Below are 16968 nucleotides of genomic sequence, written 5' to 3' on the forward strand. Positions count from 1 at the left end.
GGGTTCATGCACGGGCAAGATCGACCGACCCCCAAAGCTCGCTTTGCTTATGTAGGCGGCGAAGAAAGCGACTTCGCCGCACTAGCGGAAGCATTTTCCGTTTCAGGGTACGCTCTTGTGCGCCTTGATGAGGCTTATGGCGCCGATCTTAGCCTGATCGATCTTCGTGGTAAGAATGTTTCCGTAAAAAAAGCCCAGTCGATTACCGCTCTACTACGACGTAAGTCGCCTGAATCTTCCATACTCATTGTGGTCGATCCCTATCTGAACGATACGGCAAGAATGGCGTTGCGGCGACATGGCGAAGTCGTCTGTATCGGCGCAAAGCCCGATGCTTTAATCGCAAAATGCCGGCATCTATTACGGCTAAGAAATGTGGCTGAGGAAGCTGGCGAACGACTGAAAACACTTGCGACACTCAATCGCCTTAGCGAGTTTCCGCCAATCGCGGCACCGCCATTAGGTTTGCGTGTATTGATCGCGGGAGAGGCCGGCCCCGCCGCATTAACGGCTATCAACGCCCTTCGCCCGGAAAGCGAGCAGTGCATGTGTGTGTTCTCAGCTGGACAGGCCATGCGCGCAATTGAAACCTCACGATTTGATTGTGCGATCTTCCTGCCATCGCGCGAAAGCGACCCGCTGATGAGCCTCGCCAAAGCATTACGGCGTCATCCCAAACACAATGCATTGCCGGTAATTTACCCTTTGCTTGACGTCGACTACGCAGAAGACTTTGTTCCTCGCGGGGCTTCCGATTTCATTTTAATGCGTCACATCGCTTCGGATCTTTTACCGAAGTGTCAGACGGCTGCGCGTAGAGCGCGTCTTTTAAAAACTATGCGGCGTTTCTTAAATGCCTGCACCGGTCAATCGATCAGGGACGAGTCCTCAGGCGCCTTTACATCACTGTTTCTTTCAGAGCATGGGGCGCGTATTTGCGGGCGCGCCGATCAGTCCGGTCGTCCGCTGGCGTTAATCGCCATCAAAATCAATGCCTCCGCACTAGACAATAACGAGTCACCTTTCAGTCGTAGCGCCCAGCATCAGGCAACAAAGATCATCAACCGAGTGACGCGCGCTGAAGATACGACAGCGAGAATAGCCCCCGATTCATTTCTTGTTCTTGCGCCCGCAACAACCGAGCATGACGCGCGACAGACCGCGCTTCGCATCAGGGGCGTAATGGAGAATACTGCCTTCAAAGGTGAAAGAGATAAACTGCATTACGGCGTTAAGGTGGACATTGCTGCCGTTGCAAGACCTGCCGGTCACTGTATAGAAGAATGCGTCGCGCTTGCCTTGAAAGGCTTGCAGGAAGCCCAATCGATCAAGCCGCTTTCGCAACAATTGACGCAATAGTATCGGCAATTCTCTTGGCGCCCTTGAGCCGCGCTTTTTCCCCGGCCCATTCCTGACGAATAACAAACTTCTGGTCCGGACGCAGTTTCACGTCCAGTGGCGAACTCGAAACAAATTCAATAAGCCCTGCGACATTTGCAAACTGGTCTTTATGGAACGTTATGACCGCCCCTTTTGGACCGGCGTCGATCTTAGCAATGCCAGCTTGCCGGCAAACGCTTTTGATGGAAACGATTTCCAGAAGATGTTCCGCCTCGGAAGGCATCGGCCCGAAACGATCGACAAGCTCCGCCGCGAAGCCGTCTATCTCTTCCTGAGACGTGACGTCGCCAAGGCGGCGATAGAGCGCCATGCGTACATCTAGGTCGGCTACATAAGTTTCAGGGATAAGCACCGTCGTACCGATATTGATTTGCGGAGACCATTGTTCATCGCTTACAGCGCTCCCCTCGCGTAATTCGGCGACAGCTTCTTCAAGCATGTGCTGATACAGTTCAACGCCAACTTCTTTGACGTGACCCGACTGTTCTTCCCCGAGAAGGTTACCCGCGCCTCGAATATCAAGGTCGTGGCTCGCCAGTGTGAAACCGGCGCCGAGCGTGTCGAGCGACTGCATAACTTTCAACCGCCGTTCCGCTGCATCCGTCATTTTCTTGCGCGCGCTTACGGTCAGGTAAGCATAGGCGCGTTGTTTCGATCGTCCAACACGACCGCGGAGTTGATATAGCTGGCCTAAACCGAACATATCGGCGCGGTGAACAATCATCGTATTCGCGGTGGGAATGTCGAGGCCAGATTCGATAATTGTTGTAGAAACAAGCACGTCAAACTTGCCTTCGTAGAACGCCGTCATGATGTCTTCAAGTTCGCCGGAACCCATCTGACCATGAGCGATTTTGAATTTCAGTTCCGGAAGTTCGTCGCTCAAGAATTCAGCAATATCATCGAGATCAGCGATTCTCGGCGCCACATAAAAGCTTTGCCCGCCACGATAGTGTTCACGCAGCAATGTTTCCCGCGCCACCACAGGATCGAACGGACCGACAGTGGTGCGGACGGCAAGACGGTCAACAGGCGGCGTAGCGATCAAGGAAAGATCGCGAATGCCGCTCATGGCAAGCTGCAGCGTGCGAGGGATCGGCGTTGCCGTAAGCGTCAGCACATGAGTATCAGCGCGATACTCTTTGAGGCGTTCTTTATGCTTCACGCCAAAATGCTGTTCTTCATCGACAATGACGAGACCAAGATCACGAAACTTTATCGTATTTTGCAGCAATGCATGGGTGCCGATGATGATATCGACGGTTCCTGCGGCAGCGCCGTCTTTCACAGCCTTGGCGTCCGCTGTCGAAACCATGCGCGAAAGTTGCGCGACTTTAAGCGGAAATCCTTTAAAGCGCTCGGAAAAGTTCTTGTAGTGCTGACGTGCGAGCAACGTTGTTGGCGTTACCACGGCAACCTGTCGGCCAGTCATCGCCATGACAAAGGCGGCGCGCAACGCCACCTCGGTTTTACCGAAACCCACATCCCCACACACTAGGCGGTCCATCGGTTGTCCCTTGGCAAAATCCTCAATTACGTCGGCGATTGCATTTTCCTGATCTTCAGTCTCTGCATAAGGAAAACGAGCGCAAAACTCGTCGTACGGACCACTGCCCGGCGACACGACGTCAGCACTGCGCATGGCGCGTTTCGCAGCTATCGCAATGAGCTGTTCAGCGAGCATTTTGATGCGCGCACGCATCTTCGCTTTTCGCCCTTGCCAGGCTGCGCCGCCCAGCTTGTCGAGTTGCACGCCAGCGTCGTCTGATCCAAAGCGCGACAGGAGCTCAATGTTTTCAACCGGCAGAAAAAGTTTATCGCCGCCATGGTATTCGAGGTGCAGACAATCATGCGGGGCGCCCTGCACTTCCAGTGTTTTCAGCCCGTGATAACGACCAATGCCGTGTTCCACATGAACGATCAGGTCTGCTAATGACAGGCTCGAGGCCTCGGAAAGAAAGTTTTCTGCGCGTTTCTTTCGCCCTCGCCGAACAAGGCGATCACCCAGTATATCCTGCTCTGAAATAAACGCCGCATCTTGCGTTTCAAATCCGCTCTCAAGCCCCAGCACGGCAGTGACAATTGTTTCAGTTATTGAGTTAACCGTGCTCCAGTTCTCAATATGAGAGATGTTTTTCGCGCCGTGGTCGCTCAGCACCGTCCGCATGCGGTCTGCTGAACCCTCGGACCAGCATGAAATGATCACCTTCTTGTTCTGATCAGCGAGTTTTACCGCATGTGCGTTTACAGCATCGAAGACATTGATATTTTCCGCTGAACGCTCAGCTGCAAAACTGCGACCGACCTTGGCGCCAAAGTTAAAGGCGCGAACATTTACCGGCGGCGCAAATGGCGAAAGTGGGCGCAAATTAGTGATTGCCAGCTTTTCATTCCATTCTGATTCCGTCAGATAGAGTTTTGAAGGGTCGAGCGGCCTGTAAACAGGTGCGGAAAAATCACTGTTTTTAGGGCGTTTTATAGCAGTATCTTCTGCACGCGCTTCAAAATGGTCCGCGACTTGAGAACGGCGCTCTTCCGTTGCCTCCCCTGCGAGGTGATCGGTAAATACAAGAGCATCGCCGACAAAATCAAAGAGCGTATGCATTTCTTTATAAAACAGCGGCAACCAGTGTTCGGCACCAGCATGCATGCGCCCTGCGCTGATCGCTTCATAAAGGGGATCGTCTCCTGCGGGTCCGAACGTAGCAACATAGCCTTTTCGAAACCGTGAGACTGTCTCATCAGACAACAAGATTTCACTCGCTGCAGCGAGTGAGAAGCCAGAAAGCTGACGCGTCGTCCGTTGCGTTGCGGCGTCAAAAGCGCGTATGCTTTCCAATGTGTCGCCAAAAAAGTCGAGACGGACCGGCTCATCAGCACCCGGCGGAAAGATATCGACCAGCCCGCCGCGTACGGCATATTCACCTGGTTCGCGGACTGTTGAAGACCGTGCGTACCCGTTCGCACTGAGATAGCGGTTAAGAGCCTCCATCTCCATTATTTCCCCCGGGGACAGTCTCAGCGTTGCATTCTCGACAATTTCTCGTGGCGGCGTTTTTTGGGTTGCTGCGTTAATCGATGCGATGACAATGAATGCACCGGGCCCCCTTTTCAGAATTGCGGAGAGGCTCGCCATACGTTTTGACGTCGACGCAGGTGATGGCGATACGCGATCGTAAGGAAGGCAATCCCAGGCAGGATATTCGATCACCGGAATTTCTGGTGCAAAAAATTTGAGGCTCTGCGCCATTGCGGCCGCTCGTGCGCCGTCGCGGGCAATATGGAGGACGATATCGCCGCTCGTGCGTGCTGCATCGGCGACAGCCAGCGCATCCGCTCCCTCCGGCGCGCCATAAACATCAAGGGTGCCATCTTGCGTCCATGCTTCCTCGGCGCTGATCGCCACCACCCCTGAAACCATAGTTTTTGCGCCGTCCGCCATACTTTTCCTCAACGCGAAATGCGCGGTCGCCGGATTTGGCGATCGCGTTCCAGATGGGATTTAGGCGTCAAGGCTTAGTTAGGCAACTTTTTAAGCTGCCTTTGGCACCTCTTCCCCGCCGCAGGAGAGCAGATCAACGAATTTTTCCGCGTTGATGGCGACGTCATCTTCACCAATCTGATCGAACGGGTCTTCCAGATGGTCCTGAATATTATCAAGCCCAACTAGGATCAGCGCAAACAGCACCGGCATCACATACATCAGCGCCGGCGCGTATGCCGCCGCCTCATGGGCGAAGTAAGGACCGTACAGCAACGGCAATACTACAATAAAAAAATCACTGAACGCCCGTAATGTGCGCGGCGTTCTATATTGGTAAATGTGCTTGATACTTTCGAAAGAGACCACCATTTTTGAAATATACTGATTGCAGCGGGAACACTCACCCGAAGCCAATCCATCTTCACGCATTCGTTTCACAAATAACGATAAGCTGGAAAACGCCGCGTAAACGCGTTTTTCATATTCCGGCATTTCTGACAGAGGGCTTTTGAACATATCGCGGCAACTGACCAGAAGCTCTTTCAGCACCCGCTCGGCATGCCGTAGTCTTGCCGGGCTTTGATCCGGCAGCCAGTCGCGCGCAGCGAAAAATATTGCGCGTCCATGGGCTTTGATCGTCCCATAATCATCAAGCGCATTCTCCCGGCGCTTATAGGCATGCCCGATTGAGAACACGATCGGAAACACGACAGCCGTCGAGATCAGTGTAAGGGGAAAATCCGCAACGATGTTGAACCTCAGGCTTAGCCACGTTGACGCCACGGCCAGAAGGCTGATGATCAGACTCTTGCGGTTCAGGATCAGAAAAAGGCTAGACAGTCGTTTCATGGCAAGGGTTTTAGCGCCCGCCAGTTGCCATTGCGTTAAGTTAACAAGCCCTAAACGGCGGCAAGCTTGAACGCTTTGAGCTTCGTCATAACAACGCCGTCGATTTCAGCCGGAACCAGCACATTCCCGGTCGCGTAAGCATAAAGCTCTCGATCATTGATCTGTAAAAGCGTTTCAAATTCAGCGAGTTCATTCTCGCTCATTTCCGGCAAGTGCGCTTTGGCGAAGCCGCCGATGAGCAAATCCGCCTCTTTAAATCCACGGTAGCTTGCAAGGTAAAGAAGCCGCTTTCGCAGTTTTTCAATAGCATCTGTCATGGGATCGCCTGTTCAGACATCGAGTTGATAATGTCGATAATCTTTTGCGTTTCCACATGATGCAGAGCATGCCCCGTACCAGGTAGTAAAGTCAGCGTGGCGCCTGGAATATCCTGCTCCAATTGTGCTGAATGTATTTGAGGACTGACCGTGGTGTCAGCGGTTCCTGTTACAACAGATACTGGTAAACGTAATTCACCATAACGGTCCTGTTGTTTAAGGATCTGATCCTTAAGATTTGAGACATCGGATGCATTTGCCTTGAAATCTCTCGCCCGAAACAAAAGCACAAGCCCTGAGTTCTCATAGTAATTTTCAGGCGCAGCATTTGGCGCGAACGAACCATTGATGTTCTTCTCCGCTGTTAACTGGCCGTAGATCGGCACTAACAATCTGCGTAATAAAAAGCCTGCGACCGGCCAACTGGATACATTATTGTACCAGGCAACGCCGCCGGGCCATTCGTGACTAACCGGCGCCAACAGAACGAGACCGCTCATTTCTTCTTGGTACTGCAGCGCGTAGTTAAGGGCGACGGCGCCGCCGAAGCTTTGCCCAACGACGACCGGGTTTTCGACTTCGAGTTCATCCGCGACAGCCTTGATCGCGCTTGCCTGAACCGTAAGCTGATGTCCCTGCCCATTGCGCGTCGAGTACCCTCGCCCAGGGCGGTCAACCATGATGACGCGGCGGTCAGCGGATAGAGTATCGCCAAGGGCCAGTTTCATGTCGCGCAGATTTACACTGGCGCCGTGTATAAGAATGAGCGGAGGCTTGTCGCTGTTGCGTGGCCCGGCATCAACCACATGTATGCGCTCGTCACCTACTTCAATAAATGCCCCGATTGGCGGCGCCTTGCGCTCCGCAGTCCAGCTTGCGCACCCCGAGACACCGGACAAAATGAGCAACAATGCTGCTAAGATGACCAAACTCATCCGCATGCCGCCTTCACTGCTCCTACATCTGACCTGTTGATGCCTGAACAATCGGATAAAAATCATCCGCTTTCAGACTGGCGCCGCCGACGAGTGCGCCGTTGACGTTGGTCACTGCCAAAATTTCTTTCGCGTTACCCGGTTTCACCGAACCTCCGTAGAGTAATCTTGTGTTCACCGGGGTTTTTGATCGAAGAAAATCATGCATCTCGCCAATGTCTTCGAGCGTTGGCGTGAGGCCAGTGCCGATCGCCCAGACCGGTTCATAGGCAACGACTATCTCCTCACCCGTTTTAGGCAACGAACCGGCAAGCTGTGTGCCGACCACGTCCAAAGCCTTTCCGGCCTCGCGCTGTTCTCGTGTTTCACCGACACAGATGATTGGCGTCAGCCCGGCACGCAAAACGGCTTGGGCTTTCGACATGACGACCTGATCGGTCTCGCCATGATCGGCCCGTCGCTCCGAATGGCCCACAATTACATAGGCGGCGCCGGCATCAGCCAGCATCTCTGCACTGATATCGCCCGTATGTGCGCCGCTCGTTTCCGCATGACAGTCCTGCGCACCGATCTGGATTGCTTCATCCGCATACTCGCTGGCGAAGTTCGCCAGCAAAGTCGCTGGCGGACAGATCAGAACATCCCGGTCATCAGGCGCCGATCCGGCGAATTTCCTTATCAACGCTTCGATCTCACAGCGTGCAGCCTGGAGACCGTTCATTTTCCAATTGCCTGCGATTAGCGGCTTCATGGCGTCCTTCCTGTGATGAGAATGGGTCTACGGGGAGTAAGCGATGCCCGCTGGCCTGTCCAGTAGAGGCGCGGATGCTCTTGTCGCGAGGCTTGGGCGCGACTAGGTTACGCGCCGAAAGCTACAGGGACGCCCTGAAATAAGGGTATGAAAATCAAGGAGTAAAGATGCTCAGTCAGGTACGCAACACGCTCAAAGGCCCAATTGCATGGCTGGTCGTCATCTTGTTGATTCTTGCATTTGCGCTGTGGGGCGTGCCCAGCGCATCCCAAATCTTTGCCTCAAACTCAACGCTTAAAGTCGGCGACAAGAATTTCTCGCAGCAATACATTCAAACTGAGTTTAACAAGGTCTTTCAGCGTCAAAGCCGTGAATCCGGCGGTTCTCTTTCGAGGGAAGACGCGATTGCGAACGGCATGCCCAATCAGGTTATTGATACGATCGCAACGCGATCCGTGTTGACCCAGTTCGCTGATAAAATGAACCTCGCCATGCCGCGCGAAGCAGTACGGGATTATCTTCAGCAAAACGAGATTTTCCAAAACCCCGCCACTGGCCAATTCGATAGAGCGACACTTGAAGGCATTCTTTATGGGAATTCGATTACAGTTGAAGAATTCGAACGTCAGATAAAGGCAGACCTGCAACGCGCGCAGCTAATCGAAGCCATAGCCGCTGGCGCGCCGGCGGCTGATCCCTTTGTCGACGCCATTCTTCTTCGCGAGACAGAGCGTCGTCGCATTGCTTACCTCACGGTTACCGATGAGATGGCCGGCGTAGCGGCGGAACCAGGCCCGGATGATCTTCAAGCTTTTTATGAACAGAATGAGAGTACCTTCACAGCGCCAGAGTATCGCACGTTCGATATGCTTTTGTTGCGCTCTGCTGATTTCCGCGAAGATCTAGAGGCGCCGGAAGAAGAGCTGCAGCGTTTATATGACGCTGGCAAGGAACGACTTTATGACAAGCCAGAACGGCGGACAATCTATCAAGTCACCTATGAAACCGAGGCCGAAGCGCTTGCCGCCGTGGCATCGCTCCGTTCGGGTACGCCGTTTGAAAACATCGCCAGTGAAAAAGGCATGAGCCTTGAAGCCGCAACCTTTCCGGAAGCGCAAAGAAGCGACATCCTTGACCCAAGCGTTGCAGAAGCTGCTTTCGCTGACGGCCTTGAAGAAGGATCAATTACAGACCCTATTCAATCGCTTTTCGGTTGGACTGTTATTCAGATCGCTGGCTTAATCCCTGCTGAAACGACGACTTTCGAAGAAGTTCGAGACCAGCTTGAGGAAGATTATCTGGCGCAGGACGTCCGCCGTCGGATGCTTGATGCGATAGATGAAATCGAAGAAGTGCGCGACACAGGCGCCGCCCTCGCAGATGCCGCGGAAGCCGCCGGCTTTTCTGTCGAAACCGTGGGGCCGATCGATCGTGTGAGTTTTTCTCCCGGGGGCGCAATCATCGACAAAGTCCCGGGCGATGTGTTGCGAGAGGCGTTTGCTCTTCAAGAAGGAGACCAGAGCGAGGCGCTTCGTCTAAGCTCAGATGATGGTTACTATATTGTTGGGCTGAAAGAAATCACGCCGCCGGCGCTTAAGCCCTTTGATTATGTGCGTGATGAAGTTGAAGAGCGCTGGCGCAATCAGGAACGGCGCGATCGTATTTCTCAAACCGTCACGAGCATTCGCACGAGTGTTGAAGCTGGCGAAAGCCTTGAGGATGTGGCCGATACATTCAACCGCGCGCCGATTGTCACCGTGATCGACCGCAGGTTTCAAAATGATGTTATTTCCGCGAGCTTCAACGACAGCATTTTCTTCGCTGATTTAAATGATGTAATTTCCGGACAAGTCGGCAACTCCGGCACTCAAGTGGTCGCAGAGATCCGCGAGATCGGCTACGCTCCGAGCACAATACCGCCGGAACAGGTTGATCAGTTTAAACAGATGATTGGCTATCAACTCGATCAGGAACTTGTAGAAGCGTTTGTGTTAAGCTTGCGCGAAGACTACGGCGTTAAGTTAAACCAGTCTCAGATCGACGCGCTGTTTAATGACAGCCTTTAAGACAGTGAAACGACATTGACGGCCTTACCCGATTTCAAGCATTTTGAAGCAGCGTATCAGTCGGGTAAGCCACAACTCCTGCAACGTACGCTGGTAGGCGATCTTGAAACGCCAGTGTCGGCATATCTCAAACTCGTTACAAAAACCGACAATGCATTCCTGCTTGAATCCGTCGAAGGCGGCGAACAACTGGGACGTTACTCAATCATCGGACTTGAACCCGATGTCATCTGGAAATGTTGCGGTGAATATTCAGAAATCAACCGTAACGCCTTGTCTGACGGCGCGCACTTTGAGCGTCAAGATGGCGCACCGCTCGATAACCTGAAAGCGCTATTGGCGGAGTCAGCTTTAGCCCCGCCAGAAAACGCACCGCCGATGGCCGCAGGCGTTTTTGGTTACCTAGGGTACGACATGATCCGTCAGGTAGAATCGCTAGGTGATAAACCTGCCGGCGGCCTGGATACGCCCGATTCTATTTTCATTCGTCCTACTATCATCGCTGTATTCGACAATGTGAAGCAAGAAATATTGCTTTATTCACCTGTACGACCGGAAACAGGCGTCTCGGCCATATCCGCTTATGAGACAGCTTCCAAGCGGCTCGAAAATTGTGTTGCGCGTTTTGAATCCTCGCTTTCACACCTTAATACAGAACCTGCCGAGGCTGCCCGGAACACGAACCATCAATCAAACACTAAACAATCTGACTATGTGAACATGGTAAAGCGCGCGAAGGACTACATTCGTGCCGGTGACATTTTCCAAGTCGTATTAAGCCAAAGGTTTTCCCGACCGTTTTCCGCGCCGCCCTTTGAACTTTACAGAGCTTTACGGCGCTCAAATCCGTCGCCCTTCATGTACTACTTTTCGTTAGGCGGGTTTGCGATTGTCGGTTCAAGTCCCGAAATTCTAGTACGTGTTCGTGATGGTGAAATCACGATCAGACCTATCGCAGGCACACGCCCACGCGGGAAAACACCAAAAGATGATTTGCGTTTGGAGAAAGAGTTACTCAACGATCCAAAAGAACGGGCGGAACATTTGATGCTGCTTGACCTAGGGCGCAATGATGTTGGCCGTTCTGCCGAAATCGGCAGTGTCCGCGTTACTGATCAGTTCAAGATTGAGCGCTATTCCCACGTCATGCATATCGTCTCTAATGTGGTTGGGACGTTGCGTAACGACGAACATCCAGTCAACGCTGTTGTTAACGGTTTTCCCGCCGGAACTGTTTCAGGTGCTCCCAAAATCCGCGCCATGGAAATCATCGACGAACTCGAGCAATCTCCACGAGGCGTCTATGCAGGTGCAATCGGCTATTTTTCGGCAAACGGCAATGTCGACACCTGCATCGCTTTAAGAACCGCCATAGTGAAAGACGGCGTCATGCATGTTCAGGCCGGTGCCGGAATCGTCGCCGACTCCGACCCTGCCGCTGAACAAAATGAATGCGAAAACAAAGCAAAAGCACTTTTCGCCGCCGCAGATGCTGCGCTGAATCGCAATCACTCCTGATTTTGCGATGAGACGTATTTAATCCGCGACAAACCCTCTGCTTCCCTTGAGCCAGAAATCGCTAGAATGTGCGTGAAACCATAGTGTTCAAATCAAGGTCTGAAGGGGATCAAGATGAAATCACTCAAACACCTATTGTCTGCAACAACTGCCCTGGCGCTTATATCACTGAGCGCGCCGTCACTAGCCGTCGCACAGGAGGCGCAAGAAACTATACAATCTGAGGACGCTCGTCTGTCAGCTTTTTTTGAAGAAATTTTTCAGCGAGAACTATCCGAGTCGCCGATGTTTCAGGCCCAGCTTGGCATGAAGGGTGACAGATATGGCGAATGGGATGATTTCTCAGACGCAGAAGCGGTTCGCGATCATGAACAGACTGTCGGTGATCTGGAACGTCTACGCGGCGAATTCAATATTGAGAACCTCACAGAACAATCACGGGTGAGCTATCGCATTTTTGAGTTTCTGCAAGAACGCGCAATCCGAGATCATGAATACCGGTTTCATGGTTACGCCTTCTCAACCATGAACAATCCGCTGACCTTCCCAGTTACGTTTCTACAGAATATACATAGAGTTGATGACGTCTCTGACGCCGAAGCATATATTTCCCGCATCAATAATCTGGCAACGGCCACCGAACAGTTGATCGAAGGCATAGATATGGCGGCTGAACGCGATATCGTGCCGACTTCATTCTCATTTGACCCTGTCATCAAGGATGCCCGAAACCTGATTACAGGGGCGCCCTTTGAGGATTCAGAAAATGAAGCTGCGCTGTTCTCCGACTTCAAAGCAAAAGTTAACGCGCTTGAAATTGATGCCGGAGAAAAACAGCGTCTCATATCTGATGCTGAAAATGCACTCAACAATGTCTTTAAACCTTCCATAGAAAAAGTCGTCGCCAGGATTGAAGAGCTTAGAGAAGATTCTCATGGACCAAACGGCGTTTGGGCGTTGCCGGATGGCAAGGCTTACTACGAAAACCGAATTGAATTCTGGACGACAGAGTCTGACCTGACAGCAAGTGAAATACACAAGATTGGTCTTGCCGATGTCAAACGCATACGCGGCGAAATGGCGACCATTATGAACGAGGTTGGGTTTGATGGTGATCTGCCCGCGTTCTTCGACTTTCTTCGAACAGATGCGTCAAACTTTTTTCCCGACACGCCTGAAGGGAAACAAGCGTATCTTGATGCTTCCAAGGGCTATATCGACTCGATCTATGAGGATGTCGATCAGTATTTTAACGTGCTCCCCAAAGCGCCTCTTGAAGTCCGCGCGGTAGAGGAATGGCGCGAAGAAACCGCGCCGATCGCTTTTTACAATCGTCCGGCGCCTGACGGCTCACGTCCGGGGATTTACTACACCAACCTTAAGGACATGACGAAAAAGCAAAAGCACGAGATGGAGACCATCGCCTATCACGAAGGCGCGCCCGGTCATCACTTTCAGCTTGCAATCCAGCAGGAACTTGTAGGTGTGCCAATGTTCCAGAAATTTGCGTTCTTCGGCGCTTATTCGGAAGGCTGGGGTCTATATGCTGAACGGCTAGCAAAGGAAAAAGGTCGTTTTACTGACCCGATGCAGGATTTCGGGCGGCTGCAAAACGAAATGCTTCGCGCTGCACGACTCGTTGTAGACACCGGCGTTCACTCTAAAAAATGGACGCGTGAAAAAGCGATCAAGTTCATGCTCGACAATAATCCGATGACGGAAACGGAAGCTACGAAAGAAGTCGAGCGTTATATCGATATTCCGGCGCAGGCACTGTCTTACAAAATCGGGATGATCAAGATCCTCGACCTCAGAGAAAAGGCGATGAATGAGCTCGGGGATGAATTCGACATCCGTGACTTCCATGATGTCGTATTGAAAAACGGCGCGGTCGCTCTGCCAATTTTGGACGAATTGGTTGACGCATATATCGCTCGAGAAAAGGCGGAATAGAGCGACCTAAAACCTCAACGATGGCGCTTGCGCCATCGTTGCTGGCTGTGTTGAAGCGATTATTCCCGGTAACTCGCTGGCAAAGGCCAACTCCATCCCGCGAACTGGCGCGCTAGCAAGCCAAGGCCCTAAAATATCCAGCGTTTCTTTGCGAGGGTGACCGATCACGACGACATAACCGGTTTCCCGCGCAATACGTTCCGCTAATGCAAGTTGTGTTTTTATAGATTCCACATTGCCGACAGCATCATCCAAAAAAACATCTCTTGAATAAACATCAACCCCGATTTGACGCGCTGCTGCGCGGACCATGGTCTTATTCGTGGTCAGAGAATCCAGAAAAAACAGACCTTCCCGGTTTAAGTAGGCAATTAGGGTTTTCATAGCTGCGACATCAGAGGTCAATTTTGACCCCATATGGTTATTCACGCCAACATAACCGTCAAAGCGAGACAGATTCCATTCAAGATTGTCAATGAAAGCGCCGCCGGTCATGCGGGTTCTTAAGGCATAAGGTCCGGGGTCAGCATCGCCACGTGGTTCCATCGGCAGATGGAGCATAATCTCTCCACCAGCAAGCCTGGCAGTTTCAACCATTGACGACACGTTCCGGGCATAGGGAAGAAACGAATAGGTGATAGGGCCAGGCAATGCGATCGCCCGCTCTGTCATGCGTTTGTCCACGCCCATATCATCCATAATAAGAATAATTTTAGGCAACACCGCTTCTGGCTGAAGTTTCATGAAATTTGACGGCGCGATAAGCCGTTCGGGCGGGCGCTCGCCAGAGAGAATGCCGGCGACAACTTCAGCGCGCGCCGCCTCAGCTTTCCGATCCATCGCCAGGACAGAATTTGGCGCTTTCTTTTCACTATAACCGGTAGAATAAGCAGAGGCGGACACCCCTCTTTCGCTTACATATGCTGCGACGGCGCCAGCCAGCAGACCGGCAAAGGCTACGGCGACGGTTGCGACCATCCCGGCATTACCGGCATAGGCGCCTGGCCGCATCCGCGGATTTTTCTGGTTCCAGACTTTTCTGCGCCACCGTTTGAGCATTGTCGCCCGCTTTTTTCAGCACCCGCCCGATCAGGCGCTTGTCAAATTCCCGAATTACCGCCTAGCAGAGTTCGCAACGCTTGCGTCCGCCGCCTGCAGCGCTAAACCATGAAAACATGAGTAATATCGCTGATTCTCGGGCCGCATGATCTTGCTGATCGACAATTATGACAGCTTTACCTTCAATCTGGCCCATCTGATCGGCGGGTTGGAGGAAGAAGTTCGTGTTATGCGCAATGACGCCATAACGGCGCAAGAGGCTTTGAGCCTTGGGGCGGAAGCCATCGTTTTGTCCCCAGGACCCCGCACCCCTAACGAGGCCGGCATCTGTCTAGAACTCGTCTGCGCTGCTGCAGACACGCGTACGCCGATTTTCGGGGTTTGTCTTGGCATGCAATCAATTGCGCAAAGTTTTGGAGGGGAGATCGTACATGCAGGAAAATTGATGCACGGCAAGACATGTGGAGTAACGCACGAGGGAATTGGGCTCTTTGCTGACCTGCCCTCGCCTTTTACAGCCGCAAGGTATCATTCACTCGTGGCTGACCGCTCGTGTATCCCAGAAAAGCTGGTCATCACTGGAAGATCAGAAGACGATCAAGAGATCATGGCTATTGCTCATCGCGATTTACCGATCATGGGGGTTCAGTTTCACCCAGAAAGCATTGCTACAGAACATGGTCCCAAGCTTTTTGGCAACTTTCTGAAAATAATCAGAACGCAATGACCGAGTTCAATAAACACCTCGCCCGGGCGATTTCAGGCGCGCCGCTTAATGCGAGCGAGATGCGCGAAGCCATGCTTGAATTATTCTCAGGCAACGCCAGCGACATCGAAATTGCAGGCTTTCTGGCGGCGCTCAGAACACGCGGTGAGACCGTTGAAGAAATCGCTGCCGCCGCGCAAACCATGCGTGATCTCGCACTCAGTGTCGACGCGCCCGAAGACGTTCTGGACACCTGTGGCACGGGTGGAGATGGCGCAGGAACCTATAACATTTCTACGGCTGCCGCCTTAATTGCTGCGGGCTGCGGCGTGCGCATCGCCAAACATGGCAACCGCGCCGCATCGTCAAAGTCCGGGTCATCGGAAGTGCTGGAGGCGTTAGGGGTAAAGCTGGATATCACGCCGGAAACAATCCGCGCCTGTATCGATAACGCCAATGTCGGTTTTATGTTCGCTGCACTTCACCATAAGGCGGTTCGGCATGTAGCCGCCGCGCGCAAAGGGCTTGGCGTCAGAACAATCTTTAACGTCATGGGACCGCTTTCCAACCCGGCGAACGCAAAACGCCAGGTGATGGGCGTGTTCGCCCGCGACCTCGTCAGACCGATTGCCGAAGTGATGCCTCACCTTGGCGTTACAAGGGCGTGGGTCGTTCACGGCTCAGACGGGCTCGATGAACTGACAACGACCGGGCCCACATATGTTGCGGCGCTCGAGAATGGGGCTGTCACTGAATTCGAAGTAACGCCGGAGGATGCCGGGCTGCCGAATGCAAAACCGGAAGATCTGGTTGGCGGCGAACCGCAACAAAACGCCGACGCGATCTTAAGGCTGCTGAACGGAGACAAAGGTCCCTATCGAGATATTGCTGTACTCAATACTGCAGCAGCCTTGGTGGTTGCCGATAAGGCGCCGAATATCAATGCCGCCGCTCGCATGGCTGAAAAGGCGATTGATACTGGCGCCGCCAAGTCAGCTTTGGAAAAGCTCGTCAAATACTCAAACGGCTTCGTATGACCATTCTCGACGATATTATCGCCTACAAAAAAACTGAAGTCGCTGTAGCGAAAGCCGATGTTCCACTGAGTTCGCTCGAGGCATTAGCCAAAGAGATGTCTAGGCCACGCGGTTTTAAGCAAGCGCTGGAGTCAAAAGCCGCACATGGGTTTGCGCTCATTGCTGAGGTAAAAAAGGCGAGCCCGTCGAAAGGCCAGATCCGCAAGGATTTCGATCCAGTTGCAATCGCAAAAGCCTATGACGCTGGCGGCGCAGCCTGCTTGTCGGTACTTACCGATAGCCCCAGCTTTCAAGGGTCGCCTGAGTATTTACGGAAGGTTCGAAGCGCCGTCTCGCTGCCGATCCTGCGTAAGGACTTCATGATTGATCCCTATCAGGTTGCGGAAGCTCGCGCCTGGGGCGCTGATTGCATCCTCATCATCATGGCCTGTGTGAGCGATACACTTGCTGCTGAGTTGACAGCCGCCGCAAAAGAATTGGGGCTGGACGCCCTTCTCGAAGTGCATAACAGTGATGAGATGGAGCGGGCTATTAAGCTTAATTCCCATCTTATAGGAATAAATAACCGTAATTTATCCACTTTTGAGACTTCTCTTAGTGTAACTTCAGAACTTTCCAGCCTCGCTCCTTCATCGACCCTTCTTGTCAGCGAAAGCGGTATCTCGACCCATCAGGATCTGATCCAGCTTTCAAGCCATGGGGCCAAAGCATTTCTAGTTGGTGAAACCCTTATGCGACAGGGTGACGTTGAAACTGCGACTCGACGTCTGTTGACCCCAATTTCCTCCGCTTAGCGTCAGGTGTTGACGACCAATTAGAACAACCATAGAACATCGTTGTCGTTTTGTTCTTTTGTCGTTTCGGTCATGCAAGCAGCCGCTCGTTGATCACT

Annotated in this window: 13 protein-coding genes; 7 read left to right on the plus strand and 6 right to left on the minus strand. The window is 52.6% G+C overall.

The features are described 5' to 3' along the window. Positions 1-6: 6 nt before the first annotated feature. Positions 7-1359, plus strand: coding sequence for a diguanylate cyclase domain-containing protein (locus tag PUV54_RS14095; RefSeq protein ID WP_274492905.1), 1353 nt, complete (start codon positions 7-9; stop codon positions 1357-1359). Here the strand turns inward: PUV54_RS14095 and mfd are convergent. The 5 genes from mfd to tpiA form a co-directional block, all read right to left on the minus strand. Beyond that, the gene (gene mfd, locus PUV54_RS14100) at positions 1328-4843 is read right to left on the minus strand and encodes a transcription-repair coupling factor (RefSeq protein WP_274492906.1); all 3516 of its coding nucleotides are present in this window, start codon (positions 4841-4843) and stop codon (positions 1328-1330) included. The genes PUV54_RS14095 and mfd overlap by 32 nt on opposite strands. A gap of 90 nt (positions 4844-4933) precedes the next feature. Next, positions 4934-5734 (minus strand): hypothetical protein, encoded by an 801-nt coding sequence (locus tag PUV54_RS14105; protein WP_274492907.1) that lies wholly within the window; start codon positions 5732-5734, stop codon positions 4934-4936. 50 nt (positions 5735-5784) lie between these two features. Continuing rightward, positions 5785-6051 (minus strand): FAD assembly factor SdhE, encoded by a 267-nt coding sequence (locus PUV54_RS14110; protein WP_274492908.1) that lies wholly within the window; start codon positions 6049-6051, stop codon positions 5785-5787. Continuing rightward, on the minus strand, positions 6048-6986 hold the full coding sequence (locus PUV54_RS14115; RefSeq protein ID WP_274492909.1) for an alpha/beta fold hydrolase: 939 nt from the start codon (positions 6984-6986) through the stop codon (positions 6048-6050). The genes PUV54_RS14110 and PUV54_RS14115 overlap by 4 nt, the downstream gene beginning before the upstream one ends. Positions 6987-7008: 22 nt before the next feature. After that, the gene (gene tpiA, locus PUV54_RS14120; RefSeq protein WP_274492910.1) at positions 7009-7737 is read right to left on the minus strand and encodes a triose-phosphate isomerase; all 729 of its coding nucleotides are present in this window, start codon (positions 7735-7737) and stop codon (positions 7009-7011) included. A gap of 167 nt (positions 7738-7904) precedes the next feature. Here tpiA and PUV54_RS14125 point away from each other — a divergent pair, with 167 nt between their 5' ends. The 3 genes from PUV54_RS14125 (at position 7905) to PUV54_RS14135 (ending at position 13274) form a co-directional block, all read left to right on the plus strand. Next, a complete protein-coding gene (locus PUV54_RS14125; RefSeq protein ID WP_274492911.1) occupies positions 7905-9803 on the plus strand; it encodes a peptidylprolyl isomerase in 1899 nt (632 codons plus the stop codon). A gap of 15 nt (positions 9804-9818) precedes the next feature. Beyond that, on the plus strand, positions 9819-11321 hold the full coding sequence (trpE, locus tag PUV54_RS14130) for an anthranilate synthase component I (RefSeq protein ID WP_274492912.1): 1503 nt from the start codon (positions 9819-9821) through the stop codon (positions 11319-11321). Positions 11322-11435: 114 nt separating this feature from the next. Continuing rightward, a complete protein-coding gene (locus tag PUV54_RS14135) occupies positions 11436-13274 on the plus strand; it encodes a DUF885 domain-containing protein (protein ID WP_274492913.1) in 1839 nt (612 codons plus the stop codon). A gap of 6 nt (positions 13275-13280) precedes the next feature. Here PUV54_RS14135 and PUV54_RS14140 read toward each other — a convergent pair whose 3' ends face one another. Further along, entirely contained in the window at positions 13281-14333 is a 1053-nt protein-coding gene (locus PUV54_RS14140) for a divergent polysaccharide deacetylase family protein (protein WP_274492914.1), read from the minus strand. Positions 14334-14478: 145 nt separating this feature from the next. On the opposite strand from PUV54_RS14140, the gene PUV54_RS14145 reads away from it, so the two are divergent. From PUV54_RS14145 to trpC, 3 genes are read left to right on the plus strand one after another with little or no spacing between them, the layout of a single operon-like run. Further along, positions 14479-15060: an anthranilate synthase component II gene (locus PUV54_RS14145; protein WP_274492915.1), complete on the plus strand. Its 582-nt coding sequence runs from the start codon at positions 14479-14481 to the stop codon at positions 15058-15060. Then, the gene (trpD, locus tag PUV54_RS14150) at positions 15057-16076 is read left to right on the plus strand and encodes an anthranilate phosphoribosyltransferase (RefSeq protein WP_274492916.1); all 1020 of its coding nucleotides are present in this window, start codon (positions 15057-15059) and stop codon (positions 16074-16076) included. The genes PUV54_RS14145 and trpD overlap by 4 nt, the downstream gene beginning before the upstream one ends. Beyond that, positions 16073-16870: an indole-3-glycerol phosphate synthase TrpC gene (trpC, locus tag PUV54_RS14155; RefSeq protein ID WP_274492917.1), complete on the plus strand. Its 798-nt coding sequence runs from the start codon at positions 16073-16075 to the stop codon at positions 16868-16870. The genes trpD and trpC overlap by 4 nt, the downstream gene beginning before the upstream one ends. Positions 16871-16968: the final 98 nt, after the last annotated feature.

The organism is Hyphococcus flavus, assembly GCF_028748065.1.
GTDB lineage: Bacteria > Pseudomonadota > Alphaproteobacteria > Caulobacterales > Parvularculaceae > Hyphococcus > Hyphococcus flavus.